This is a genomic window from Asanoa sp. WMMD1127 (assembly GCF_029626225.1).
In the GTDB taxonomy this organism is placed as follows: domain Bacteria; phylum Actinomycetota; class Actinomycetes; order Mycobacteriales; family Micromonosporaceae; genus Asanoa.
Genome location: NZ_JARUBP010000001.1, coordinates 6,290,804 through 6,315,386 on the forward strand (window position 1 = coordinate 6,290,804; position 24,583 = coordinate 6,315,386).

22 protein-coding genes and 1 pseudogene are annotated in these 24,583 nt (G+C 71.4%); 10 read left to right on the top strand and 13 right to left on the bottom strand.

The features are described 5' to 3' along the window. The first annotated feature begins 10 nt into the window (after positions 1–10). Together O7635_RS30080 and O7635_RS30085 are read left to right on the top strand one after the other, a co-directional pair. Positions 11–961, top strand: coding sequence for an ATP-binding cassette domain-containing protein (locus tag O7635_RS30080; protein WP_278083866.1), 951 nt, complete (start codon positions 11–13; stop codon positions 959–961). Then, positions 958–1,758, top strand: coding sequence for an ABC transporter permease (locus O7635_RS30085; protein ID WP_278083867.1), 801 nt, complete (start codon positions 958–960; stop codon positions 1,756–1,758). The genes O7635_RS30080 and O7635_RS30085 overlap by 4 nt, the downstream gene beginning before the upstream one ends. On the opposite strand, the gene O7635_RS30090 is transcribed toward O7635_RS30085, so the two are convergent. After that, complete coding sequence (locus O7635_RS30090; protein ID WP_278083868.1) at positions 1,755–2,384, bottom strand: class I SAM-dependent methyltransferase; 630 nt, start codon at positions 2,382–2,384, stop codon at positions 1,755–1,757. The genes O7635_RS30085 and O7635_RS30090 overlap by 4 nt on opposite strands. 104 nt (positions 2,385–2,488) lie before the next feature. On the opposite strand from O7635_RS30090, the gene O7635_RS30095 reads away from it, so the two are divergent. Together O7635_RS30095 and O7635_RS30100 are read left to right on the top strand one after the other, a co-directional pair. Further along, a complete protein-coding gene (locus O7635_RS30095; RefSeq protein WP_278083869.1) occupies positions 2,489–3,598 on the top strand; it encodes a hypothetical protein in 1,110 nt (369 codons plus the stop codon). A gap of 265 nt (positions 3,599–3,863) precedes the next feature. Continuing rightward, positions 3,864–4,205, top strand: a complete 342-nt coding sequence (locus O7635_RS30100; RefSeq protein WP_089243573.1) for an RNA polymerase-binding protein RbpA — start codon at positions 3,864–3,866, stop codon at positions 4,203–4,205. Positions 4,206–4,490: 285 nt separating this feature from the next. On the opposite strand, the pseudogene O7635_RS30105 reads toward O7635_RS30100, so the two are convergent. The 9 genes and pseudogenes from O7635_RS30105 to O7635_RS30145 all read right to left on the bottom strand — a co-directional run. Next, positions 4,491–4,937 (bottom strand): annotated as a pseudogene (locus tag O7635_RS30105) (FxsA family protein); the annotation flags it as partial. Positions 4,938–4,982: 45 nt separating this feature from the next. Next, on the bottom strand, positions 4,983–5,780 hold the full coding sequence (locus O7635_RS30110; RefSeq protein WP_278083870.1) for a polyprenol monophosphomannose synthase: 798 nt from the start codon (positions 5,778–5,780) through the stop codon (positions 4,983–4,985). Continuing rightward, complete coding sequence (lnt, locus tag O7635_RS30115; protein ID WP_278085603.1) at positions 5,777–7,354, bottom strand: apolipoprotein N-acyltransferase; 1,578 nt, start codon at positions 7,352–7,354, stop codon at positions 5,777–5,779. The genes O7635_RS30110 and lnt overlap by 4 nt, the downstream gene beginning before the upstream one ends. A gap of 1,109 nt (positions 7,355–8,463) precedes the next feature. Beyond that, the gene (locus tag O7635_RS30120) at positions 8,464–9,954 is read right to left on the bottom strand and encodes a glutamate mutase L (RefSeq protein ID WP_278083871.1); all 1,491 of its coding nucleotides are present in this window, start codon (positions 9,952–9,954) and stop codon (positions 8,464–8,466) included. Next, on the bottom strand, positions 9,951–10,322 hold the full coding sequence (locus tag O7635_RS30125; protein ID WP_278083872.1) for a hotdog domain-containing protein: 372 nt from the start codon (positions 10,320–10,322) through the stop codon (positions 9,951–9,953). The genes O7635_RS30120 and O7635_RS30125 overlap by 4 nt, the downstream gene beginning before the upstream one ends. Continuing rightward, positions 10,319–11,050, bottom strand: coding sequence for an OAM dimerization domain-containing protein (locus O7635_RS30130; protein ID WP_278083873.1), 732 nt, complete (start codon positions 11,048–11,050; stop codon positions 10,319–10,321). The genes O7635_RS30125 and O7635_RS30130 overlap by 4 nt, the downstream gene beginning before the upstream one ends. After that, positions 11,047–12,606 carry a lysine 5,6-aminomutase subunit alpha gene (locus tag O7635_RS30135; RefSeq protein WP_278083874.1) on the bottom strand — a complete coding sequence of 520 codons (1,560 nt, stop codon included), beginning with the start codon at positions 12,604–12,606 and terminating at the stop codon, positions 11,047–11,049. The genes O7635_RS30130 and O7635_RS30135 overlap by 4 nt, the downstream gene beginning before the upstream one ends. 1 nt (position 12,607) lies before the next feature. After that, on the bottom strand, positions 12,608–14,164 hold the full coding sequence (locus O7635_RS30140) for an amidohydrolase family protein (RefSeq protein ID WP_278083875.1): 1,557 nt from the start codon (positions 14,162–14,164) through the stop codon (positions 12,608–12,610). A gap of 4 nt (positions 14,165–14,168) precedes the next feature. Continuing rightward, on the bottom strand, positions 14,169–15,194 hold the full coding sequence (locus O7635_RS30145) for an L-erythro-3,5-diaminohexanoate dehydrogenase (protein WP_278083876.1): 1,026 nt from the start codon (positions 15,192–15,194) through the stop codon (positions 14,169–14,171). 125 nt (positions 15,195–15,319) lie between these two features. On the opposite strand from O7635_RS30145, the gene O7635_RS30150 reads away from it, so the two are divergent. Beyond that, positions 15,320–16,696: a lysine 2,3-aminomutase gene (locus O7635_RS30150; RefSeq protein WP_278083877.1), complete on the top strand. Its 1,377-nt coding sequence runs from the start codon at positions 15,320–15,322 to the stop codon at positions 16,694–16,696. 45 nt (positions 16,697–16,741) lie between these two features. Here O7635_RS30150 and O7635_RS30155 read toward each other — a convergent pair whose 3' ends face one another. Both O7635_RS30155 and O7635_RS30160 read right to left on the bottom strand, forming a co-directional pair. Beyond that, on the bottom strand, positions 16,742–16,933 hold the full coding sequence (locus O7635_RS30155; protein ID WP_278083878.1) for a CsbD family protein: 192 nt from the start codon (positions 16,931–16,933) through the stop codon (positions 16,742–16,744). Positions 16,934–17,012: 79 nt separating this feature from the next. Next, positions 17,013–17,459: an SRPBCC domain-containing protein gene (locus O7635_RS30160; RefSeq protein ID WP_278083879.1), complete on the bottom strand. Its 447-nt coding sequence runs from the start codon at positions 17,457–17,459 to the stop codon at positions 17,013–17,015. A 137-nt stretch (positions 17,460–17,596) separates the two neighbouring features. Here O7635_RS30160 and O7635_RS30165 point away from each other — a divergent pair, with 137 nt between their 5' ends. The 4 genes from O7635_RS30165 to O7635_RS30180 all read left to right on the top strand — a co-directional run bounded on the left by O7635_RS30165 (position 17,597) and on the right by O7635_RS30180 (position 21,891). Beyond that, complete coding sequence (locus O7635_RS30165; protein WP_278083880.1) at positions 17,597–18,295, top strand: NUDIX domain-containing protein; 699 nt, start codon at positions 17,597–17,599, stop codon at positions 18,293–18,295. A gap of 180 nt (positions 18,296–18,475) precedes the next feature. Beyond that, positions 18,476–18,973: a hypothetical protein gene (locus O7635_RS30170; protein WP_278083881.1), complete on the top strand. Its 498-nt coding sequence runs from the start codon at positions 18,476–18,478 to the stop codon at positions 18,971–18,973. Positions 18,974–19,051: 78 nt separating this feature from the next. Then, on the top strand, positions 19,052–21,007 hold the full coding sequence (locus O7635_RS30175) for a hypothetical protein (protein ID WP_278083882.1): 1,956 nt from the start codon (positions 19,052–19,054) through the stop codon (positions 21,005–21,007). Between the two features lie 8 nt (positions 21,008–21,015). Continuing rightward, the gene (locus tag O7635_RS30180; protein WP_278083883.1) at positions 21,016–21,891 is read left to right on the top strand and encodes a hypothetical protein; all 876 of its coding nucleotides are present in this window, start codon (positions 21,016–21,018) and stop codon (positions 21,889–21,891) included. On the opposite strand, the gene O7635_RS30185 is transcribed toward O7635_RS30180, so the two are convergent. Continuing rightward, positions 21,888–23,189, bottom strand: coding sequence for a chorismate-binding protein (locus O7635_RS30185; RefSeq protein ID WP_278083884.1), 1,302 nt, complete (start codon positions 23,187–23,189; stop codon positions 21,888–21,890). The genes O7635_RS30180 and O7635_RS30185 overlap by 4 nt on opposite strands. Positions 23,190–23,311: 122 nt before the next feature. Between O7635_RS30185 and O7635_RS30190 the strand changes: the two genes are divergently transcribed. Then, positions 23,312–23,515 carry a DUF5999 family protein gene (locus tag O7635_RS30190; RefSeq protein WP_278085604.1) on the top strand — a complete coding sequence of 68 codons (204 nt, stop codon included), beginning with the start codon at positions 23,312–23,314 and terminating at the stop codon, positions 23,513–23,515. Positions 23,516–24,583 lie beyond the last annotated feature (1,068 nt).

The window sequence follows — 24,583 nt, forward strand, 5'->3', positions numbered from 1 at the left end:
GGGGTGACCCATGGAAGCGGTGACGGCGCATGCCCTGCGGCGCCGGTTCGGTCCGGTCGAGGCGCTCGCCGGCGTCGACCTGGCGGTGCCGGCGGGCACGGTGCACGGCCTGCTCGGACCCAACGGCGCCGGCAAGACCACCCTGGTCCGGATCCTGACCACGTTGCTGCGCCCGACCGGCGGCACGGCGACGGTGGCGGGCTTCGACCTGCGCCGCGACCCGTTCAAGGTCAGGGAGAACATCGGCCTCGTCGGGCAGCACGCGGCGGTCGACGAGATCCTCTCGGGCCGGCAGAACCTGGAGATGTTCGGCCGGCTCCACCACCTGGGCCGGGCGCGGGCCAAGTCGAAGGCGGTCGAGCTGCTGGAGCGGTTCGGGCTGGCGGACACCGGGTCGCGCGCGGTCAGCACGTACTCCGGTGGCATGCGCCGCCGCCTCGACCTGGCCGCCAGCCTGATCACCGCGCCACCGGTGCTGTTCCTCGACGAGCCGACCACGGGCCTGGACCCGCGCAGCCGCAGCGAGGTCTGGGACGCGGTCCGCGGCCTGGTCGCCGGTGGCACGACGGTGCTGCTGACGACCCAATACCTCGAGGAGGTCGACCGCCTGGCCGACCGGGTGACGGTGATCGACCACGGCACCGTGATCGCCGCGGGCACGCCGACCGAGCTGAAGGGTCAGCTGGGCGGCGACCGGATCGACGTGGTGGTCTCCGACCCGGCCGACCTGCCGGCGGCGGCCGCGCTGCTGGCCCGGCTGAGCGGCGACGACCCGGAGACCGACGCCGACAACCGCCGCGTGGGCGTCGCGGTCGGCGACCGGATGGCGGCCCTGACCGGTGTCGTACGCGGCCTCGCCGACGCCGGGATCGCGGTGGAGGACGTGACGCTGCGCCGCCCCACCCTCGACGAGGTGTTCCTGCACCTGACCGCCACCGACCGGGAGAAGGTGACCGCGTGAACCGGCTGCGCTGGGCGCTCGCCGACGGCGCCACACTGACGCGCCGCGACCTCGACCACTGGATACGGCAGCCGGCCCAGGTGGTCATCGGGCTGCTGTTCCCGGTGATGCTCGTGCTGATGTTCGGCTACCTGCTGGGCGGCGGCATGACCGTGCCCGGCGCGGCCGGCGGCTCCGCGTACCGCGAGTTCCTCATCCCCGGCACGCTCGCCCTGACGATGGTGTTCGGGCTGGAGGGCACGTTCCAGGCCATCAAGACCGACGTCGCCCGTGGCGTCACGGACCGGTTCCGCTCGATGCCGATGGCGTCGTCGGCGGTGGTCGTCGGCCGCAGCGTCGCCGACCTGCTCAACGCGGTCGTCTCGCTGGGCGTGCTGGTGCTGGCCGGCCTGGCGATCGGCTGGCGCTGGCATTCGGGCCTGGCGGCGGCCCTGGCCGCGTTCGGGCTGCTGCTGCTCCTGCGGTTCGCGATGCTGTGGGTGGGGATCTATCTGGGCCTCGTCGTACGCGGCGAGGGCGCGCTGGTCGCCGTCCAGATCCTGGTCTGGCCGCTGGGCTTCCTCTCCAACACCTTCGCGGCGCCGTCGAGCATGCCGGGCTGGCTGGGCACGATCGCGGAATGGAACCCGCTGTCGTCGACGGTCGGCGCGGCCCGGGAGCTGTTCGGCAACCCGGGCTGGGGCGGCGACTCCTGGGTGGCCCAGCACGCGATCCTGATGGCCGTCGTCTGGCCGGCCCTCCTGATCGCGATCTTCTTCCCCCTCTCGGTCCACCGCTACCGCAACCTCGACCGCTAGCGCGACGGCGGGCGGCGGGCGCGGAACAGCTGGTGCCCGCCGCCGCCTTCGGGCACGAACTCGTCGGACTCGACGACGAGGCCGACGCCGGCGATCCAGGCGCGGTAGGTGGCCGCGTCGGCGTGGCTCCACCACATGGTGGCGTCGCCGCCGAGCCAGCCGTCCTCGGCGCCGGTCCACGCCGTGGCGCCGGTGGTCGCGAGCAGGATCCCGCCGGGCCGCAGCCAGTCGGCGATCCGCCCGATCAGCCGCGGCTGGGCCGGCAGCGGCACGTGGATGAGCGCGTAGAGGCAGACGACGGCGTCGAACGCGGCCTCAGGGAAGCGGACCTCGGTGGCGTCGGCGCGCAGGAACGTCGCGGTGGGTACGAGGCGGCGGGCGCGGTCGACCTGGACGGCGCTGATGTCGACGCCGGTGACGTGGTGGCCGTCGTCGGCCAGGGCCCGTGCCACCGGGACACCGCAGCCGCAGCCGAGGTCGAGCACATTCGCGCCGGGCGGAAGGCGCCGGCGCAGGTCGGCGAGCCAGGCCAGGTACTCGACCGGGGCGTCGTCGTCGCCGCGGTAGCGGTAGGAGACGCTGTCGTAGCCGCGGCGGACGATCTCGGTGGGGTCGTTCCGGTCCATGCCTGGGCATGCTGGTCCGCGCGGCGGCCGTCGGCGACCGGTTTTCGGCCGGCCCGGCGCGGCGCGGTGTGCGGGCCCTTGGTCCTCGGTAGCGTGCGTTGTCCGTGGAGACCGTTGCCGCCGAGACCAGGCCCTGCGCCCACTGCGGGCGTCCCGTCGAGCAGAACGTCGGCGCCGGGCGGCCGTTCCGCTACTGCCGCGACAACGACGGCGAGTGTCAGAAGGCGTCCCGCAACGCCCGGATGCGCCAGCGTGGGGCGCCCGGCCTGTCGGGGCAGATCGCGCGGACGTGGGAGGTCGTCGACCGGCTCGACCAGGTCGTCGAGACGCTCTCCGACGCCCTGCACGCCGAGCTGTCGCCGGCCGGGGTGGAGCGGCAGGTCGCCCAGGTGCGCGCGGAGGCGGCCGCGGCGGTCGCGGCGGCGCAGACCGAACGTGACGACGCGCGCCGGGCCGCCGAGCAGGCCGCGGCCGACGCCGGCGCGGCCCGGCTGGAGCGCGACGCCGCCCGCCGGGAGGGGACGGCCGCCAAGGACGGCGCGGAGGCGGCGCGGCGCGAGGCGGACGAGGCGATCGTCCGGGCCCGGGACGCCGAACGGGCGCGGGACGGCGCGCAGCAGGCCGCGTCGGCGGCGGCCGCGTTGCGGGCGCAGGCGGAGGCCGACCGGGACGCGGCCCGGCGGGACGTGCGGGCGCTGCGGTCCGAGGTCGACGCGGCCGGCCGGCAGGTCGCGGACCTGGCCCGGGAGCGGGACACGGCGCTCGCCGACGCGCGCCGGGCCACCGACAACGCCGCCGCGGCGGTCGAGCAGGCGGCGCGGTTCCGGGCCGAGGCCGCCACGGCCGGGCAGGCCGCCGCGGAGGCCCGCGCGCAGGCCGACCAGGCCCGGGCGGCCGCGGAGGAGGCGCGGGCGGCGACCGACGCGGCGCGGGCCGCGGTGACGGCCCGCGAGCGGGAGCTGGCCGCCGAGCGGGACGGTGCGGCCCGCCGGGAGGAGGCCCTGGTGGCGGAGGTGCGGCAGGCGCGGGCGGCGGCCGAGGCCGCGCAGGTCGACCTGCGTGCCCGGATCGCCGACGCCACCGCCGAACGGGACGCCGCCCGTGACCGGGCCGCGCAGCTGGCCGGTCAGGTGGGTGACCTGGCGGCGGCGCTGGCGGCGCTCGGGGCGGCCCGGACCGCGCCGGAGCTGCCCGCGCAGCCGGCCGTGCGGTGAGGTCGACGGCCGGTGACGTAGATCGCACCGGCTGAACGGTCGTTTGCCCGCGGACGTGCCGCACATCCTCGACATAATCGGGCAAAACTCCCGGCGCGCGTGGAAGTAGAACCGCTCATGAACGCGCGTCTGCCGCTACGCTCTGACCGTTTACGACGACGTACCTTTGTAAGGAGCGAGACGCGCGTGAGCGCCGGGAATCCCCCGGCTCCTCCCGTCGTTGTTTCGTGAGGACAAGCAACACGACCGAGGGGAAGAGCCGATCATGGGCGAGCGCATGCTGCGCGGCAGCCGGCTAGGCGCAGTCAGCTACGAATCCGACCGCAACACCGAGCTCGCCCCACGCCAGACCCGCGAGTACCTGTGCGCGAAGGGCCACCAGTTCGAGGTCCCGTTCGCGGTCGACGCCGAGGTCCCCATGACCTGGGAGTGCAAGTTCGACGGCAGCGTGGCCCGGCTGGTCGACGGCAGCGAGCCGGAGCAGAAGAAGGTCAAGCCCCCGCGTACGCACTGGGACATGCTCCTGGAGCGGCGCTCGATCGCCGAGCTCGAGGACATCCTGGCCGAGCGCCTCGAAGAGGTCCGGGCCCGGCGCGGCGGCAAGTAACAGCCCGCCCCACCGAACGCAGCGAAAAGCCCCCGCCGACCGCGGGGGCTTTCGCATGTGCGCGTCTGTCGGTCAGCGGCGCGGGCCGGGCTCGACGATCTCGCCCTCGACGACCTCGCCCTCGATCACCGGGCCCGGGTCGGTGCCCGTGGCGCCCTGGGAGTCGGCGTGGATCCGCGGGCCGGGCTCGGCCGGGCCGGTCACGGTCGGGCCGCCGCCGCCCGTCGGGCCGGGACCCGTCGGCGGGCGCTCCGCTCCGCCGACACCGCCGCCGCCGCCGTTGGACGGGGGGCGTGGGTCGCCGCGCCGGACGCGTACCCGGCGGGGTCCGAAAAGATCACCGGCCTGGGCCGAGGAGAGCCGCCGCTCGGTGGAGCGGCGCGCGACGTAGCGGGCGATCTGCCGACCGGGCGGCAGCGCGAGCAGGATGCCGAGGACGCCGGTGACCAGGCCCGGGATGGCCAGCAGCACGCCGGCGAGCAGCCCCACGAACCCGTCGGTGACCTGCTCCCCCGGCGGTTGGCCGGCGTCGGCCGCGGCCCGGAACCGGCGCCACGCCCGCATCCCCTCGCGGCGCAGCAGGAACACGCCGGCGGCGGAGGCGACCACCACCAGCAGCACCGTGAAACCGAAGCCGATCAGGTGCGCGACCAGGATGAAAACGGCGATCTCCACCAGCACGGTGAGCAGGATCGCCAGCGGCAGCCAACGGATCAGACCTCGACGTCGCATCAATCCAGCATGACACGCGGGAGCACGGGCGACGTCAGGGTCGCGTCAGGGTTTCCCACCGGACTTGCCGCGCCCGAACAGCGCGTCCCGGCGGGACCGCAGGCCCCACACGGTGACCCGCATCAGCGCCTCGCGGACGATCGACGAGCTCATCTTGCTCGCGCCCCGCTCACGCTCGGCGAACGTGATCGGCACCTCGACGATCTTGAATCCGGCCTTGTGCGTACGCCAGGTCAGCTCGACCTGGAACGAGTAGCCCTGCGAGGCCACCGACTCGAAGTCGATCTTCTCCAGCACGGGCACCTTGTAGACGCGGTAGCCGCCGGTCGCGTCGCCGTGCGGCATGCCCAGCGCGAGCTTGACGTAGGTGTTGCCGACCCGGGAGATCACGAAGCGGTGCCAGGGCCAGTTGACGACCTTGCCGCCGGGCGTCCACCGGGAGCCGATCACGGCGTCGGCGGTGCGGGCGGCGTCGAGCAGGTGGGGAAGCTGCTCGGGGGCGTGGGAGCCGTCGGCGTCCATCTCGACGACGGCGTCGTAGCCCCGGTCGATCGCCCACCGGAAACCCTGCACGTAGGCGGCGCCGAGACCCTGCTTGCCGGGCCGGTGCAGCACGTGGATGTGGTCGTCGTCGGCGGCGAGCCGGTCGGCGATCTCGCCGGTGCCGTCGGGGCTGTTGTCGTCGGCGACCAGGATGTCGGCGGCCGGCACGGCCCGGCGGATCCGGCCGGTGATGAGCTCGACGTTGTCGGCTTCGTTGTAGGTGGGCACCACGACGAGCACCCGTCCGACACCCGGGTAGCCCTCCGTCACGTCGCCAACCGGCGTGTTGCCCTCGCTCACCCTGCCTCCGTTCGCGCGCCGTCGGCCCCGTCCGCCGCCGTCGATGTGTCTGGTGTTGCTGGTGCGATTGTCCCCCGCACCGCCCGGCGGCGCCGGATCACGGCCGCGACGACCAGCGCGGCCACCGCGAACCCGGACAGCACCATCTCGGGCCAATAGCCCAACTGCGTAGCAAGCGTACGCGTTGCGCGTGGCGTCATCTCGGCGACCACGACACCGGGGGTGTTGAAGCCGGTCTCCTGGTGCACGGCGCCGTCGGTGGTGACGAAACCGGACACCCCGACCGTCGAGGCCATCAGCGCGTCCCGGCCGTGCTCGACGGCCCGCAGCCGCACCATCGCGAGCTGCTGGCGGGCCTCCGACTCGTCGAAGGTCGCGTTGTTGGTCTGCACGGCGAGGATGTCGCCGCCGGCGGTGACGGTGTCGCGGACGATCCCGTCGTAGGCGACCTCGAAGCAGATCACGTCGCCGATGGTGGCCGGGCCCATGTCGAGCACGCCGGGCCGGTCGCCGGCGACGAAGTCGGACCGGACCCGGTCGACCTCCTTGCTGACCATGCGGGCGATGTCGCGCAGCGGCACGTACTCGGCGAACGGCACCGGGTGCTGCTTGATGTACATGCGGCCCGCGTCGTTCTCGTCGGCGCCCTGCCCGGGCAGCCACACGACACCGGCGTTGCGGACCTCGTTCTCGCCGGGCCCGCGCAGGACCGCGCCGACCAGGATCGGCGCCTTGATCGAGTCGGCGGCGCGGCTGATCGCGGCCGCCGCCTGCAGGTCGAGGAACGGGTCGACGTCGCTGGAGTTCTCGGGCCAGATCACCAGGTCGGGCTGCTGCGCCTGGCCGGTGGTGACCCGGCCGGCGAGCTCGACGGTGCCGGTGACGTGGTTGTCGAGGACGGCGCGGCGCTGGGCGTTGAAGTCCAGGCCGAGGCGGGGGACGTTGCCCTGCACGATCGCGACCCGGACCGGCTTCTCGCCGGCGCCGCCGCCGGTGGGGATGACCAGGCCGACGGCGGTGAGGGCGATCGCGGCGGCGGCGAGGCCCGCGCTGGTCACGCTCCACTTCCGCTTCCGCCAGGCGGCCGCGACGAGCAGGCCACCGGCCAGGGCCACGACGAACGTGACCAGTGGGGCGCCGCCGAGGGCCGCGAACCGCAGCGTGGGCGCGTCGGCCTGGCTGAACGCGAGCCGGCCCCAGGGGAAGCCGCCGAACGGGAGCCGGTCACGGGCCGCCTCCTGGGCGACCCAGAGCAGGCCGGTCAGCAGCGGCCAGGTCCAGCGGTGGCGGTCGACGAGCGGGCTGGCGTACGCGGCCGCGGCGCCCAGCAGCGCGACGAACAGCGACTCGGCGACGAACAGCAGCACCCACGGCAGCACGCCGGTGTGCAGGTTGGTCCACTCGAGCAGCGGGCCGAAGAAGACGAGGCCGGCGACGAGACCGAGGGCGGCGCCGGCGCGGGCGCGGCGGCGGTGGACGGCCGCGGCGAGCAGGGCGACGGAGATCGGGGCCAGCCACCACAGGTCGTAGCGCGGGAACGCCAGCAGCTGCGTCACGCCGGCCGCGACCGCCATCGGCGCCGCAACGCGCAACGGCAACGGCCGGGGCGCCGGCGACGCGGCCACCTCGGGCGCCGCCTCGACGATGGTCACCATCGCTCACCCATGCGGGGAAGGGTACGGCAGCGGAGTACCAAGATCACGAGCCGCACCGGAACGGAAATCGGGGCGTGACCTCACGGTCACGCCCCGATGCTCCCAGGCCCATCCCCGGCCGGTGCGGCAAAGGCCGTCCGCGTGACCTTCGTTCCGACCGGACGACGGTTGGCTACCCCCGCCGGGCCGTTGTCTACTGGCCGCGCCTACCCCCTTGCCCTGACACCGGAATCGGCGAGCAATCGTTCGTGGCGGCCCGGTGCGCCGCCCCGCGCCGGCCGTCCCTCGCCCCGCTGGACCTGGCCGCCGCGGCTGCCGGATGGTCGCGGACCACCGGCCCCGCTCGGCCAGCGGGTGTGAGGGATGTGCGAACGACAGATCGCTTCCCGTTGTAGGACTCAACGACGGTACGCGGCAAACCCCCAGCCGTGTCAACCGTTGCGCGACACCGGATTCGGCGGCCCGGCGTGTCGCGGCCGGCGTGTTGGGAATGCCGGTCGATCGGCCGCCACGGATGCCCGATCAAGCCCCATCGACCACCGGATCATGCGTCCAAGCCCGGCCGATTTTGCATCGTGGAGGGTGATCCGCGTCCGCCGCCGACCGATGCGGATCACTCACGCGGCGAGGCGGCGATGGGGATGGCATAGGGCCCAGCAACCGAGTGGGACCGGCCGGCGTCGGTGGCGGGTTCGGCGCGCGTCGCGGTGGCGGATTGGGCGCGCGTCGCGGTGGCGGATTGGGCGCGCGTCGCGGTGGCGGATTGGGCGCGCGGCGCGGTGGCGGATTGGGCGCGCGGCGCGGTGGCGGATTGGGCGCGCGGCGCGGAGGCGAGCTGCGCGCGCGGCCCGGATGCCGGTGCGCGCGGCCCGGAGGCGGTGCGCGCGGCCCGGAGGCCGGTGCGCGCGCGAGGCGGTCGACCAGATCGGAACCGCACCAACCGCCTTGCCGGCGGGGCGACGGTCGGGGCGCAGCGCGGCCGCTCCGCGGTCAGCGCCAGCAACGCGGCGATGCCGCGTGGCGGAGGGCTATGCCGCGGCTAGGTGGTGGTCCAGGAGGGCGCGGGCGGCGGCCGGGTGGTCGGCGGCGAGCAGGCCGGCGGCGGCGAGCACATAGGACGTGTCGATCACCGGGCGCGCGGCCCGGGGCACCGGCCAGCCGCCGGCGTAGTCCGTGAGGACCGCGTCGAGGACCTCCTTGCCCTCTCCTGCCGTGCCGTGCCGCAACACGCCGCCGGAGCCCACCAGGAGCCGCACGTCGCGCAGATCCCGCCCGGTCCTACCCGCGGGACCCCGGGCGTGCCTACGGACCGCCACGGTGGCCGCCAGGGCCGCGATTCGCCGGTCCATCGCCCGCTCCGCGGCGCTGTCCGGCACGAAACCCGGCGTCGCCGCCCGCATGGCTGCCGCGGCCTCCAACGCCGCCAGCTCTCCGGCCGTGCCCGCCAACGCCGCCAGTTCGCCGGCCGCGCCCGTAGCCGGCCGCGCCGACCCGTCGCCCTCCGACCGACCGCCCGCCGGCCCGCCGGCCCCCGGCCCGCGCGCTGCGCGCGCCACCGGCCCGCCGGATTCGCCGGCGTTAGGAAGGGTCCCTTGCGCTGCGGAACCCGATACGAAGGGGCCCTTGCTCACCAGGCGTTCGGTGGCGGCGGCGCGGATCACGTCGGGAGCGGTCCAGCGCATGCCGAGGTCGCCTTCGACCGTGCGGGAGCGCCACAGGGCGCCGGCTACGTCGTCGGTGCGGCCGTCGGGGGTCAGGACCGAGTAGACGTCCGTGGTGGCGCCGCCCACGTCGACGACGAGCAGGTCGCCGCCGATGTGGTCGGCGAGGGTCTCCACGCCGGTCAGGACCGCGTCCGGGGTCGCCGCCCGCACCAGCGACGGGAACCGCCGCCCCCGCGACAGTCGCTTCCCGCCGATCACGTGCGACAGGAACACCGACCGGATCGCCGCGCGGGCCGGCTCCGGCGCGAGCACCCCGATCCGGGGCAGCACGTTGTCGGTCGCCGTGACCGGGACCCCGGCCGAGCTCAGCAGCGCCGACAGCGACTCGCGGGCGTCGGCGTTCCCGGCCAGCACCACCGGCACCCGCCACCGCCCGCGGGCGAGCCGCGCGGCGTTGTGGGCCAGCACCGCGGCGTCACCGCCGTCGGTCCCGCCGACCAGCAGCACCACGTCCGGCCGGGCCGCCCGCAGCGGCCCCAACGACGACAGCGGCCCCGTCGACACGTGCACGACCCGGGCGCCCGCCGACAGCCCCACCCGGTGCCCGGCCTGCGCCGTCACCAGCGACTCGTAGCCCACGACCGCCAGCCGCAGCCCGCCGCCGGCCGAGGAGCACACGTACCAGCGATCCTGCGGCACGGAAAACCCAGCCGCCGCCGCGTCTAGGCCGTCAAGGACGTCGGTGGTCGCGGTCGTGGGGTGATCGGCCGCGCCGACGACCGCGCCGCCGTCGAGGTCGACGACGATCACCTTGGTGTACGTCGAGCCGACGTCGGCGCACAGCGCCAGCCTCACGACGCCGGCACGACCACGGTGCCAGTCGCGGTCGTCGCCACGATCGGCGGGTCGAGCACCTCCGCCGCCGACTCGCCGTGCGACGGGCGGGACCGGCACACGACCCGGGCCTCGAACTCGATGCGCCGCGACCGCCGCCCGACCGACACCACCGTGGCCGACACCTCGATCACGTCACCGGCCCGCACCGGCGCCCGGAACTGCACGTCGTCATAGGACGCGAACAGCCCCTCGTCGCCGTCCATGACGATGCACACCTCGGTCGCCACGTCACCGAACAGCCCAAGGACGTACGCGCCGTCGACCAGGTTGCCGCCGTAATGGGCGTGCGAGTAGGGCACGTAGCGCCGGTGAGTGACCGTCGTCATGCCGCCACCAACGCGTGCACCAGGTAGGACGCCACCTCGCCCGGTGTCGTGCCCCGCCCGAAGATCCGGTCCACGCCCAGCTCACCTGCCATCGTCTCGTCGAATCGCGGCCCGCCGACCACCAGCAGCGGCCGTTTGTCGGCCGGCAGCGCCTCCCGGAACGCCGCCGACATCTCCCGGGTGTTGTGCAGGTGCGCGTCGCGCTGGGTGACGACCTGCGAGACCAGCACCGCGTCGGCCTTCTCCCGCTGCGCGGCCGCCACGAGCTCCGGCACCGTCACCTGCGCGCCGAGGTTGGTCACCTTCAGCTCCCGGTAATATTCCAGGCCCTTCTCGCCCGCGATGCCCTTGACGTTGAGGATCGCGTCGATGCCGACCGTGTGCGCGTCGGTGCCGATGCAGGCGCCCACCACCGACAGCTTGCGCCGCAGCCGCCGCTTCACGACCGCGTTGACCTCCTTGGCCGACAGCAGCGGGTAGTCCCGCTCGACGACCTCGACCTTGGACAGGTCGACGAGGTGGTTGACCCGCCCGTACACGACGAAGAAGGTGAACCCGTCACCCATCTCCTTGGCGTGCACCAGCATCGCCGGGTCGAGGCCCATCTTGCCCGCGAGCTGCAGCGCCGCGCCCTCGGCCCGCTTGTCGTGCGGGACCGGCAGCGTGAACGAAAGCTGCACCATCCCGTCGCCGGTCGTGTCCCCGTAGGGACGGACGATGTCGCTCACGACGCCTCCAACAGCGAGGTGGCCGGGTTGAAGTAGTCGTCGGCGTGCGCGGCCACCCCGTCGAGGCCCTTGCCCCGGTCGGCGGGCCGCTTCATGATCCCGAACGTGCCGTCGGCGATCGCCTTCAGCAACGTGTCGCTCTCGATCTTCTCCAGCAGCGTCACCGCCGACGCCAGGACCTGGTTGGCGCGCTGCTGGATGAACCCGCCCGGTGCCGGCACGAAGTCCTCGTGCAGCCCGCCGGCCGCGCCGAGGACGTAGCGGACGTTCTGGAGGGCGATGTCGCGGTCCGACAGCCACGGCGTGACCACGGCCTCGGTCATCATGCCGACCAGCAGGATGCCCTGCCCGGTCATCGTCCCGGCGAGGTTGAAGAACCCGTCGAGCAGGTTGCCGCGGAACACGTCGCCGGTCATGTGCTTGGTCGGCGGCATCCACTTCAGCGGCGCGTCCGGGAACAGCTCCCGGGCCAGCAGCGCGTGGGCGAGCTCCAGCCGGAACGACTCCGGCACGTCCGGGTTGATCTCGAACGCGTGCCCGAGCCCCAGCTGCCAGTCGGCTAGCCCGGCCTCGTGGGCGAAGAACTCGTTGAGCAGCTGCGACACCGTGACCGTGTGGGCCTCGTCGACGGCGTCGGCGGTGGTCAGGTAGTTGTCCTCGCCGGTGTTGATGATGATCCCGGCCCGGGCGTGCACCTGCCGCGAGAACCGCTGGTCGACGAACGTGCGGATCGGGTTGATGTCGCGGAACAGGATCCCGTACATCGAGTCGTTGAGCATCATGTCGAGCCGCTCGAGGCCCGCGAGGGTCGCCATCTCCGGCATGCACAGGCCCGACGCGTAGTTCGTCAACCGGACATATCGCCGAAGCTCCCGCGACGACTCGTCCAGCGCCGCGCGCATCAGCCGGAAGTTCTCCTGCGTCGCGTACGTCCCGGCGAAGCCCTCCCGGGTCGGCCCCTCCGGCACGTAGTCCAGCAGCGACTGCCCCGTCGACCGGATCACCGCGATCACGTCCGCGCCGGCCCGCGCCGCCGCCTGCGCCTGCGGGATGTCCTCGTAGATGTCGCCCGTCGCCACGATCAGATAGATCCACGGCCGCTGCTTCGGGTCGCCGAACCGCTTCACGAGCCGGTCCCGCTCGGCCCGCCGCCGGTCGATGGTCTTCAGACCCACGGCCGTCGCCCGCCGCGCCGCCGTCCGGGCCGCGGCCGCCTCCTTGCCCCTGGGTACGCCGAACCGGACGCTGCCCGCCGCCGCCTTCTGCGCCAGCAGCGTCAGGTCGCCCGCCGTCAGCCCCTCGTGCTGCAACGCCGCGAACACCGGCAACGCCACCCCGTGCTCCAGCCCGACCTCGCCGACGACCGCGTCGACCAGCCGGTTGACCCACGGGATCCCGTCCGGGTCGGCGCCGGTCACCCCGGCCAGCCGCAGCACCGCCCGCTCCACCGACACCGTCGTGTGGCTGCGGGCCAGGTCCACGACCGGCTGCCCGGCCCGGCGGGCCAGCTCCCGGGCCCGGGTCACGAGCGCCGGATCGAGATCCAGCTTCGCCATCTCACTCCTCGAAGATCGTCACTCCGCGTACGACGGTGCGCAGGCACCGCGGCAGCGGCGTCGGGTCGTCCGGCCCCCGCTCCTCCGGGTTCGTCGACACCAGGTTCGGCAGGCCGCCCGTCACCCCGGCCGGCGTCTGCCACACGGCGAACGTGGCCGCCGCCCCCTTGGCCAGCACACCCTCGCCGTCGCGCTGGATCGACCGCCACGCCCCCTTGGTGTGGGCCGCGAACGCCGACCGCAGCGCCATCCGGTGCGCCGGGTTGAAGTGCGACATCGCCGCCCGCACCGAACCCCACGGGTCCAGCGGCGTCACCGGCGAGTCCGAGCCGAACGCCAGCGTCACGCCGACACCGTGCATCGCGCCCATCGGGTTCGACTCCATGGAGCGGGCGACGCCGAGGCGCTGCGCGTACATCTGCTTCGGGCCGCCCCACAGCCGGTCGAACGCGGGCTGCATGCTCGCCGTCAGGTTCAGCTCGACGAACGCCGCGATCATCGCCTTGTCGACCAGCTCCACGTGCTCCACCCGGTGCCGGGCCTGCCGGACCGCGTCGAGGCCGAGCAGCTTCGCCGCGCCCGCGAAACCTTCGAGGACCTCGTGCACCGCGGCGTCGCCGATCGCGTGGAAACCGCCCCGCATGCCGTGCTCGTGGCAGTCGACGATGTGGTCGCGGGCCTGCTCCGCCGACACGTAGGAGAAGCCGTGGCCGCCACCGCCGAGGAACGGCTCCCGCAGGTACGCGGTCCGCGAGCCCAGCGCGCCGTCGGCGTAGAGGTCGCCGCCCGCGCCGACCGCCCCGAGCTCCTTGGCCTTGGCGGCGGCCATCAGCTCGCCCCACCAGCCGTAGACCTCGGGCAGCCCGTGCTCCGGGCCGGCCAGGGCGAGCAGGCCCGTGAAGTCCGCCTCGTTCGACGTGCCGGGGCCGCCGCACTCGTGGACGGCGGCGATGCCCAGCTGGGCGGCGCGGTGGAGGGCGGTCCGCTGGGCGTGGGCCCGCTGTTCCGGAGACAGGGAGCCGAGCGCGACCTCGCGTACCGCGTGGTGGGCTTCCTCCCGCACCCAACCCGTCTCCGAGAAACCGGGCTCGGCGGCCGCCCGGGGAGCCGCGGCCAGCAGCGCGCTCGACGCCAGCGCCGAGTGCACCGACGCCTGCGTCAGGTAGACCCGCCGGCCGCCGGCGACCCGGTCCAGGTCCTGCGCCGTCGGCGGGGTCTGCTCCGGCCACTTCGACTCGTCCCAGCCGTGCCCCATCACGATCGCGTCCGCCGCCTGCGTGGTCGCGTAGAGCGCCACCGCGTCGAGCAGCTCGCCCGCCGACGCGGCCGCGCTCAGGTCCAGGCCGCCGAGCACCAGGCCCGTGTCCGTGGCGTGCACGTGCGCGTCGACGAACGCCGGCGTGACCAGGGCGCCACCCAGGTCGACGATCGCGTCGGCGCGCGGGGCGTCGGCGGCCGGGCCCAGCCAGGCGATCCGGCCGTCCGCGACCAGCAGGGCGGTCGCCTGGGGCTCGGCCGGCGCGTAGAGGGCGCCGCCGGTGTAGAGCGTGGATTCCATGGGTTCAGTCTGCCCGCAGGCGCTGCTCGAAGAGGGTTCGAACGGCGGGCTCCGAGCGCAGCAGGTCCAGCGCGAACTCGGCGTGGCCGGGCACGTACCCGTTGCCGACCAGCATCGTCACGTCGGCGGCCAGGCCCTCGGCGCCCAACGCCGCCGCCGCGAAGCTCGTCGCCATCGAGAAGAAGATCACTGTGCCGCCGTCGTCGGTCGCCAGGATCGCCCCGTGCTCGCAGCCCGGCACGTCGACGCAGACCACGGTCACGTCGGCCGGCTTGCCCAGGGCACGGGTGACCGCCTCGGCCAGCGCCACCGGGTCACGGGCGTCCGCGATCGCCACCTCGTCGGCGATACCGGCTGCCCGCAGCCGGGCCGCCTCGTGCTGCGTCGGCACGATGCCGACCGTGCGACGCGCGCCGGCGCGGCGGGCAGCCGCGAGCGCGAGCGAACCGCTCTTGCCCGCACCGCCGAGCACCGCCACCGTGTCGCCGGTTTGGACCACCCGTTGCGTCAACGCCGGCGCGCCGCACACGTCGAGCACCGCCAGGGCGAGCTCGCCGGGCAGGTCGTCAGGGAGCTTGGCCACGATCGAACGGGCGAACAGGATCGCGTGGCCCTCGGCCGGGACCTGCTCGCTCGCGCCGTCCCAGCCCTTGAGGCCGTCGGTGATCCGCAACGGGGTCAACGTCAGCGACACCAGCGTGGCGACCCGGTCACCTTCCGTGAGACCTAGTGGAGACCGGACGCCGGCCGCCTCGACGACGCCGATCAGCATGCCGCCCGACCCCGTCACCGGGTTGTGCATCTTCCCGCGGCTCTCCACGATCCCCAGCACCTCGGCCCGGACCGCCTCGCCGTCACCGCCGTGCTTCTCGTGCAGCTGCCGGAAGCTCGCCGCGTCGAGATTGAGCCTTTCGACCCGAATCCGCACCTCGTTCGGCCCGATTTCGGGACGATTGTCCACACGCCACGCTGCCTGCGGCAGCACGCCGGCCGGCTCGACGACGCGGTGCAGACCGACGGGTGAGGTCACGGAGGCTCCTTGATCAAATCGGCGTGACAGGAAAACTTACGGCAGAATAGTTTGTGGACGAAAGATTTTCCAGTAGCCTTCGCTCGCTGCGGTACACCCCCACCGGCGGAAGAGGAGGAGCCCACGTGACCGTCGACCTCGGCCCGCGGACCCCGTCAACGACTTCGACCGACCAGCCGTACGAGTACCAGAGGCGCCCTCTGGTCGAACCCGACTGGACCCGCTTCCCCGGCTGGCGGCACGTCACCCGCGACCAGTGGGAATCCGCCCAGTGGCAGCGCGTCAACTGCGTCAAGAACGTCAAGCAGCTGCAGGCCGTACTCGGTGACCTGGTCGGTGAGACCTTCTACAAGGACCTCGTCGAGGACCAGAAGGCCCTCGCGACCATGTCGATGCTCGTCACGCCGCAGATGCTCAACACGATGATGCCCACCGGCGCCATGAGCACCGAGGCGTTCTACCTCGACCCCGTGCGGCGCTACATGATCCCCGTCGCCTCCGACCGGCGCACCGACTGGCCGTCGCACCCCTACGCGTCACGGGACTCGCTGCACGAGCACGACATGTGGGTCGCCGAGGGCCTCACCCACCGCTACCCGACCAAGGTGCTCGCCGAGCTGCTCTCCACCTGCCCCCAGTACTGCGGGCACTGCACCCGGATGGACCTCGTCGGCAACTCCACGCCGGCCGTCGACAAGCTCAAGCTGACGCTCAAGCCGGTCGACCGGTATGCGGCGCACATCGACTACCTGAAAGCGCACCCCGGCGTACGCGACGTCGTGGTCTCGGGCGGCGACGTCGCCAACGTGCCGTGGCGCAACCTCGAGTCGTACCTCATGAGCCTGCTGTCCATCGAGACCGTCCGCGACATCCGGCTCGCCACCAAGGCCCTCATGGGGCTGCCGCAGCACTGGCTGCAGCCCGACGTGGTCGAAGGGCTCGAGCGGGTCGCCCGCACCGCCGCCCGGCGCGGCGTCAACCTGGCGATACACACCCATGTCAACCACGTGCAGTCGCTGACCCCACTGGTTGCGCGCGCCGCCCAGACCGCCCTCGAGGTCGGCGTCCGCGACGTGCGCAACCAGGGCGTGCTCATGCGGGGCGTCAACGCCACCACCGCCGACCTGCTCGACCTGTGCTTCGCGCTGCAGGGCGAGGCCGGGATCCTGCCGTACTACTTCTACATGTGCGACATGATCCCCAACGCCGAGCACTGGCGGGTGCCGGTCTGGCAGGCCCACCAGCTGCAGCACGACGTGATGGGCTACCTGCCCGGCTACGCCACCCCGCGGATCGTCTGCGACGTGCCGTTCGTGGGAAAGCGGTGGGTGCACATGCTCACCGAGTACGACCGCGAGCGCGGAATCTCGTACTGGACCAAGAACTACCGCACGTCCATCGAGGCCGCCGACGGCGAGGCGCTCAGCAAGCGGTTCCCGTACTACGACCCGATCGACACCCTGCCCAAGTCGGGCCAGGACTGGTGGGCTTCGCAGGCATAGCGAAAGGGGCCCGCGTCGTTGCGGGCCCCTTTCCGTTTGTGCCTCTTACTTGAACGCGTCCTTGATGTCCCGCCCGGCGTCCTTCACGTGCTCGCCGGCCTGCTTGGCGTGCGCGCTCGTCTGGTCGGCCTGACCCTCGGCCTGAAGCTGCTCGTCATCGGTCGCGTCGCCGTACTGCTCCTTGGCGCCGCCCTTGAGTTCCTCGACCTTGTTCTTAATCTTGTCGGTGAAGCTCATCGTCACTCCAGTTCGGCTCGCCGATCGTTTCCATCGGACAACCACTGGATTTCCCTGGTCGGCATCCACCGAAACCTGATCAACTTCGGTCGCGTACGACCTCGGCGAGCCGCGGCAGGAAAAACTCCCAGCCGTCGCGGTGACTCTGCGCCTCGTCCCGGTCGACCTGGCTGCTCAGGTCGTAGTCACCCTGGGCGAGGTTGAGCACGGCCCCTTGGTCGACAGTGACCTCGACGTGGCGCCTCGGCAGCTGCGGCGCGTGGTCCCAGGACCAGTCGAACCCGAACCTGCCGCGACCCGGGTCGATGGTGGTCACGGTGCCGCGCATGGTCTGGTCGAGCCGATCGAAATAGGCGACGTACGGGCCACCGACCTCTTCCTTGACGGTCAGCTCGGCGCCACCCCACCAGAGCCGCACGGCCGCCGGGTCGACGAAAGCGTCGACCACTTGCGCCGGCGACACGCCCGGCACGTCCACTGTGATGCGCAGCAAGGCGTCCGTCTCGCTCGGCATCGAAACCCGCATGGGCCCTCCCCCGTCGTCGCTGTGAGTCTGTCAGGTGCGGCACACCCTGTAAGGCATCCTAGGACGATAGGGCACCTACGGTGACGGATCTGCCGGCCACTTCGTGTCACAGTGACACCTCGCTATGCTGCGAAACTATGGCCCGCGAGCATGCCGTTCTCCGCCTCGCGGTAGATCTATGCATCTTGACCGTCCGCGAGGGCTCGCTCCAGGTGCTCGTGGTCGAACGCGGCAATGAGCCCTACCGCGGCCGGTTAGCGCTTCCCGGGGGCTTCCTACGCGGCGATGAGGAGCCCTCCGCTGCGGCCATCAGAGAGTTAGGCGAGGAAACCGGTCTCGACGGAACGCGTCTGCACCTGGAACAGCTGCCGGTGTTCGGTGCCCCGGACCGAGATCCAAGCGGGCGGGTTGTCAGCGTGCCCTACCTCGCCATCGCTCCCGATCTGCCGGTACCGAGGCCAGGATCTGACGCGACCGGTGCTCGATGGTCGCCCGTCGCGTCGCTGGTAAGTGGTGGCACGCTTGCCTTCGATCACCATGACATCCTCGATCTTGCGGTCGAGCGCGCACGAGCAAGCCTGGAGAACACCACTGTCGCGGCGGTCTTCTGCGATGACCTGTTCACCATGGGTGAGCTGCGGGGCGTCTACGAGGCGGTCTGGGGGATATCCCTTGATCCTCGGAACTTCAGCCGCAAGGTCACGAAGACAGCCGGCTTCGTCGAGCCGGCAGGGGCACGCCGAACCGATGGCGTGGGACGCCCTGCTGCGCTCTACCGCCGCGGGCCAGTTGGACGGCTTAACCCGGCCATGCTGCGCAGCTCGATGTCTTCCTGACCAGTCACCCGGCCGACCGCCGACGGCGACCCTCCGCGAAGATCGACAAGTTTCTTAATTGTCATATTGACAAGAACACGATGGAGTTCGTACCTTCGATATAGGTAGTCGTCGCTGCCCTCAGTTGGAGGGACCATGCGCAACCCCGGATGCCGGATGTCGTCACATGACCCCAGAGACTTGGCGCTTCTCGAGTATCAACAGCTCAAAGAGGAGCAGCGACAACGCATCGCGAGCCGCGACCATCTCCTGTACGGGACGCTCGGCGCGACGGGCGCGGTGGGCGCCGCTGCGCTTCAAGCGGGCACCAGCACGATCCTGCTGCTGCTTCCGGTCGTGTCCGTGGTCCTTGGCTGGACCTACGCGAGCACCGACCGGAAGGTCTCCCAAATCGGGCGCTACATCGAGCACGTTCTCGCTCCCGAACTGACCACCACGGCGGACACCTTCGGTTGGGAAACCGACCATCGGCGCCGCGCGGGCTACCGCCTGCACAAGCGCATCCAGGTAGCCGTCACGCTCTTAGTCTTCTGCGGGCCCACCATGGCCTCGCTCGTCGCGAATGCCGACAACGCATTGTCCTCGCCGCCGCTCCTAGCCAGCGCCACTGCGGGACTGCTTGCCACTGCCGTCATCGCACAGCAGCTCGCCACGAACACCGACATGGATCCGGCGTAACCCGCCAGGCGCCCTTCTGCCGCGACACCGTTCCGCGCGCTCGACCTGTCCCCTTCTCCTCTATCGAGAGGCGAGTCAATGCTGGACTCGAACTCCATGGGCTGGCGCAACCGCCAGTCCCAGCGCCTGCAGCTCTGGAGATCCAGCCTGACGAAGTTCGTCGGCGACAACGCTCGGCCCTCTGACAGTCCGCCTCACAGTGGTAACCGCAGTCCAAGCTTCGGCGGTCTCGACCCTGACGCGGAGGTGCTGACACACTCACCGAGGTCACTCGGCGCCGCCCCCGCCGAAAGGACTCCACTCAACGATCCGACAAGGACCCTGTGCGCCCTCGTCTACACCGACGAGGAACTGCGCAATCTCGTTCGCGAACACTTCATCGACCGGCGCCACCAGTCGTGGCCGCCCGCCTACGCAATCGACCTCGTAGCCCTCCTCCGCCATGCCGCGCTCGCCGAACGCCTGTACATCTTCCGGGACTGGGTCATCACCTCCGTCCTTGTGATGGTCATACTTATCGTCAGTGTGGCGATCTTCGGTCCACGCCCCGACGGGATCGTCGTCGTTGCCGCAGCGGTCCTCGCCATCGCGATCGCCCGGGTAACGATGGTCCGGTCCAAGATGACGACACGACGGGTTTACGGCAGCGTCAAACGGGGTTGGAAGAAGTCAGGCGGGAAAGCCAGGCTCATCGCGACGACGCTCGTAGCCGTGGCCCTAGCAAACGTCGTGCTGACCCCCACTGGCCGCGGCTGCGTCATGGTCGTCCTGTCGGGGTTGGTCGCGGTTTGGATAGTCACCGTTCTGATCGCCATGCTGGCCTACGTCTTGGCAGTAAGGGTCAAGGTCGGCAAGCTGAACCGTGCGCCCGCTCTTCCACGTCGGATCGAGGAGCGGGCGCGGTCGACGGAGTCCGCCAACCTGCTGGTCTATGCCCGCGACCGCGCCAAGGGTCCGCGCTCGCCGCTCGGCCCGTTCGTCGGTGCCGGTCATCGGCTCGCCACGTGGCGAACGCCGCTCATTGACACGAAGCGAAGAGGGTCGGACGACGAGAGCCGAGCCGCGCTGATGCCGATCAGCTTGAGCAGCCTCTATGACCACCTGAAATCCGGCATCGGAACCGCCGACGTTCCGGTCAACGTCCGTGCTCGCCTCTACGTAGACGGCCGGTCGTTCGCGTCTGGCCCGCCAAGGGTCGGCGTGCCCGCCGGCATCCCGGCCGAGAAGCTACTCGTGGCCTCGCCCGCCGGACCGCCGCTGTCAATCCTCGATAAGAGGCTGATTGATCATGGCCTGCGTACGCCGACCGACTATCAGCGGGCTTACCTGTGCTTCGAGATGACCGACAGGGACGGTCACGTGGTGGTCACCACTTTCGTACGGGCGGTCTTAATCGACGATCTCCTGCAACTCGAGGTCGCCACCCATGCGCTACCAGAGGTCATCGGAAGGGCGGAGGCCAATGCCGATCCGTTCGACCGTCTGCTGCGGCGGGCCGCCGGCTTGGAGCTGGAGAAAGACACTGATGAGGATCCTGAGAAAGAACTGATCCCAACGGTGGAGGCAGCGCTCGGGCGAGGGCTGGCAATTGGGACGCGACACTATTGGCCGATCCTGTTCGGCGCCATGGCGCGGGCGATGCGGTCCGTATCCCGCCCGCTCCTTCAAGTGCTCCGCGGATGGCACCACTCCTATCGACTCCGCCGGGGGGCAGAATTCGATTTTGGCGCTCGACTTTCATTCCGCGAGGAGCTCGCGCTTGGTCAACGCTTGCACGTCATCGCCCTGGGCGACACGCTGGATCGGGTGATTCGCCTCAACCGGCGCTTGACCGAGTCGATGGCAGCGTATCTCGTTGCGCATGGCATCGATCCCGCCGATTTCATCGCGAAAGCTGAAACGGTGATCAACAATGTACAGAACAATTATTTGAACGATGTTACGGCCGGGTCCATCAACTTTGGTTCAGGATCATCCAGCGGGAGTGTCAATGGCGCGAGCGGGTCCTCATCCCCCGCGCAGTCCAATTCTTAGGAGCCGTCATGACGCACCAGAACAACTGGCTTTCCGACGTGACCGCGGGAGCGATCAATTTCGGCAGCGGAACGGCCCAGGGCGCCGTGCATCCAGCCAGCCGCGTGCAATCGGGAAGCCCCGGCGGAACGCTCATCATCGTCGTTGAGCCCGTCGAATTCACCGCCGTTGCAGCTGCGGTGGCCGCCGTGAACAGACAAGAACTCAGCCCGAGGTTCCTCCACGGCCAAACGGTGTTCGAGCTGGGCCGAATCCGCCAGACCGAACTTTTTCTGGCACAGGTCGGCCCTGGTGCTGAGACACCGCATTCAGCAGGTCCCAGCGTCGGTGAGTTGATCGCTGAACTACGACCGACGCACGTCATCCTTACGGGGATCTGTTACGGCCTCAAGGAAGACGATCCCAAGGATCCACAGCAGATCGGCGATGTGGTTGTCGCCGATCAACTTCGATTGATCGGTCATCGGAAGATGGCCCAAGATCCCGCCTCCACAGCGTCTCGACGACTCACACGCGGCGGCGAGGTCCACCCGTCACACAAGCTTCTCGACCGGTTCCGGACAGCCAGCATCCGATGGACCCGGTCGCCAGTTCGGTTCGGACCTGTCGTCACAGAGAGCGTGCTGGTCAACTCATACGCTTACCGGCAGGAAATCCGCGAGATAGCCCCCGAGGCGATCGCCGGCGAGATGGAGGGGCGAGCGGTCTACACCGCCGCGGTACGCAACAAAATCGACTGGATCTTGGTTAAAGGCATCTGCGATTGGGGTTACGACAAGCGGGACAGCGATCAACCGCACGCCGCCGAGAACGCTGCGGCATTGCTCGTACGCATGGTTGAGATGGGTGGTCTAGATCCAGTCACATCGGCCAAGGCTTCCTAGGATGAAGCCAGTAGGCGGCGGATGGGGGCGGCTTTGGCTGCTGCTTCGGCTACCTCGGCGGCTGGGTCGCTGTCCCAGGTGATGCCGCCGCCGGCCCAGAGGTGCAGGCGGTCCGCGTCCGCGGCCGCTGTGCGGATCGTGAGGCCCAGGTCGAGATTGCCCGAGGCGTCGATCCAGCCCAGGGCGCCCATGCTGGGGCCTCGGCCGACCGGTTCCAGGGCGGCGATGTGCTGCAGGGCCGCCAGCTTCGGGGCGCCGGTGACCGAGCCGCCGGGGCAGGTGGCACGGAGCAGGTCGGCCAGGCCGATTCCGTCGGCCAGGTCGGCGGAGACGACGGACTCCGCCTGCCACAGGTCGACCCAGCGGCGGATCGCGAAGAGCTCGTCCACCCGTACCGAACCGGTCCGGGCCACGCGCGCGAGATCGTTGCGTTCCAGGTCGACGATCATGATGTGCTCGGCGCGCTCCTTCGCGGAGCCGAGCAGCTCGCGCCGGCCGGCCTTGGTCGCGGCGCGGGTGCCCTTGATCGGGCGGGTGATCGCTCTGCCGTCCACCACCTGGATCAGCGTCTCCGGCGACGCGCAGCCGACCGCCCAGCCGGCGCCGCTGAGCAGGCCGCCGTAGCGCGCGCCCGGCAGCTCGCTCAGTCGGGCCAGGGCCGGCAGCGGGTCCCCGACGTACGGCGCCGACGCGTGGCCCACGACGTTGACCTGGTAGACGTCGCCCCGGCCGATCGCCGCCCGGACCGCCGTCACCGCCGCCGCGTGCTGCGCCGGCGTCCAGCTCGGGCGCCACTCCCCCAGCTGCCAGCCGGCCGTCCCACCCAGCGGACTCCGGCCAGATTCTTTTGCGGAAATCAGCGGCATCGAGGGTACGTGACCATGCGTGCGGACCACGTTCCTGTTCGTAGTCGCAGGCGCATCAGGGACGTCGGCGTGCTCGTATACCACGGCCACGAGGTCCGGGATCGCCGGCGCCGGGGTGGGCCTGGCCACAGGGCCACGCGGGAGCATCGCCGCAGCCCCCGCTGCGGAGATCAGAATGGCGGCGCCGCAGACCGATCCGGACTGGTTTTCGGCTACGGAGCGTGACAGGCTTGGGGATGTCAGGGACCGCACGTCCAGTCCGTCGGCAGCGAGGAAATCTTCGAGATGCTGAGCCGGATCGCCACCGTCCGTAGAGCGCCACTCCCATCTGGAGCGCTCTCTTATACGGAGAGTGCACGGCTTGCCGCTACCAGCGACACGGGTAGCGAAGTCTGGAAGCGTTCCCACTCCGACCGGCCCATGGTTACTCATACGAAGGGTGGATTCTTTCGTGTTAGGGCCGCTACTTGCTCGTAGGCGCACCCGTTGAGGGAGTAGCCTCCGTCACTGTCATGTGAACCATGACACAGCACCCCCATCGTCCGGAGACCCCGATGTGCCAGCACCAACCGACCTGTCCCTCCGCCGAAGCGGTTGACCGCGACGCCGCCCGGGCCCTAGCCGCGTTCCCGGAGCAGGGCTGGAGCCTGCTCTGCAACGGCGTGATCCTCTTCGAGGACACCGGCGAACTGCTCCCCGACGGCCGCACGATCGCCCCGCACCGCGGCCCCGCCCGCCACGCCCTCGCGGCAGCCTGAGCCACCACGGTTTCTCAGGGCTTTCGCCTAGATCGTAGGGCCGCCACCCAGGGGGAGCGCACCTGGCTCCCCCATCCGAGCACCGTCGCTCACCCGCACCCGCCACACACCGGTCTCGAGACCGGCCCCGCCCCGCGCCCGCAACCGGAACGCCGGGTTGGCGACGCCGCTACCGGCGTCGTAGAAGAAGCCAGCGCCTGACCCCGGATAACGCGCCGCTGGCAGAGCTGCGTTCCGCGACGTGGCCAGCAAAGCCGCGACGGGCCCGGGTCAGATCGCCTTCGGATCGGAGCCGATCACCCGACTCGAACCCTGGTTGCGGTCGAAGTCTCGGGCCGCGCCCGTTCGAAACTCCAGGTCTCCGCGAGTTCGGCCAGAAACGGCCCGCACCGGGCCGACTCAGGTCGCCCGACGTCCGCCGCGCACGATGCCACCTCCAATAGGCCACCCACGCCAGTGGTCGTCCCGCCCGGGGAGGACTCCATCAGCGTTGCGCCGGGGAACCCACCACCCCACGCCGACTCCATCGGCCTCCCGGCGGCGCAAGCTGGCCCGGACCCGGACCCCGGGCCGTCCACGCCGGCCATGCATGACCTCGCGGCCGACGCCGGTGCCGCGGTGGAGCGCCGGCTGTTGCGAGGCCATCCTGCGGACCGGCTGATGCATCCCGGCCCGCCAACGGCGCCGACGCGAGGGCCTGCCACAACACGTCGATTTGCCCAGCCTGCGCGCCCACGAGCCCGGTAACCGGCGCCGTTCCCTAGCGTGGCGGGCCCCAGTGCAAGGGCGGCGGGTGTCGTCGTGCGGGCCGACATGCCTTGGCGTGTGCGCACATGCGAGAGCATGTGCGGCGTTGGAGCGACCTCCACCTCCGGCGCGACACGCCGGAGCGGGCGATGCTCCGGGCAGCCTGCGGACGCAATCGCGGTTCGAAAGAAGCGTCGAGCTCACGCGGGCGACGCGCTGCCGACCGGACCACGCCCATGGCCGGACCGGGCGGCAGCTCGACCTCACACGGGCGACGCACTGCCAACCGGACCACACCCATGGCCAGACCGGGCGGCAGCT

Bases quoted from the DNA above. Each gene is read 5' to 3' on its own strand.
- O7635_RS30180 (WP_278083883.1), top strand. From the start codon at position 21,016: ATGACGCACCAGAACAACTGGCTTTCCGACGTGACCGCGGGAGCGATC.
- O7635_RS30185 (WP_278083884.1), bottom strand. From the start codon at position 23,189: ATGAGTAACCATGGGCCGGTCGGAGTGGGAACGCTTCCAGACTTCGCT.
- O7635_RS30155 (WP_278083878.1), bottom strand. From the start codon at position 16,933: ATGAGCTTCACCGACAAGATTAAGAACAAGGTCGAGGAACTCAAGGGC.
- O7635_RS30100 (WP_089243573.1), top strand. From the start codon at position 3,864: ATGGGCGAGCGCATGCTGCGCGGCAGCCGGCTAGGCGCAGTCAGCTAC.
- O7635_RS30165 (WP_278083880.1), top strand. From the start codon at position 17,597: ATGGCCCGCGAGCATGCCGTTCTCCGCCTCGCGGTAGATCTATGCATC.
- O7635_RS30140 (WP_278083875.1), bottom strand. From the start codon at position 14,164: ATGGAATCCACGCTCTACACCGGCGGCGCCCTCTACGCGCCGGCCGAG.
- O7635_RS30175 (WP_278083882.1), top strand. From the start codon at position 19,052: ATGCTGGACTCGAACTCCATGGGCTGGCGCAACCGCCAGTCCCAGCGC.
- O7635_RS30135 (WP_278083874.1), bottom strand. From the start codon at position 12,606: ATGGCGAAGCTGGATCTCGATCCGGCGCTCGTGACCCGGGCCCGGGAG.
- O7635_RS30125 (WP_278083872.1), bottom strand. From the start codon at position 10,322: ATGACGACGGTCACTCACCGGCGCTACGTGCCCTACTCGCACGCCCAT.
- lnt (WP_278085603.1), bottom strand. From the start codon at position 7,354: ATGGCGGTCGCGGCCGGCGTGACGCAGCTGCTGGCGTTCCCGCGCTAC.
- O7635_RS30080 (WP_278083866.1), top strand. From the start codon at position 11: ATGGAAGCGGTGACGGCGCATGCCCTGCGGCGCCGGTTCGGTCCGGTC.
- O7635_RS30160 (WP_278083879.1), bottom strand. From the start codon at position 17,459: ATGCGGGTTTCGATGCCGAGCGAGACGGACGCCTTGCTGCGCATCACA.
- O7635_RS30190 (WP_278085604.1), top strand. From the start codon at position 23,312: ATGTGCCAGCACCAACCGACCTGTCCCTCCGCCGAAGCGGTTGACCGC.
- O7635_RS30090 (WP_278083868.1), bottom strand. From the start codon at position 2,384: ATGGACCGGAACGACCCCACCGAGATCGTCCGCCGCGGCTACGACAGC.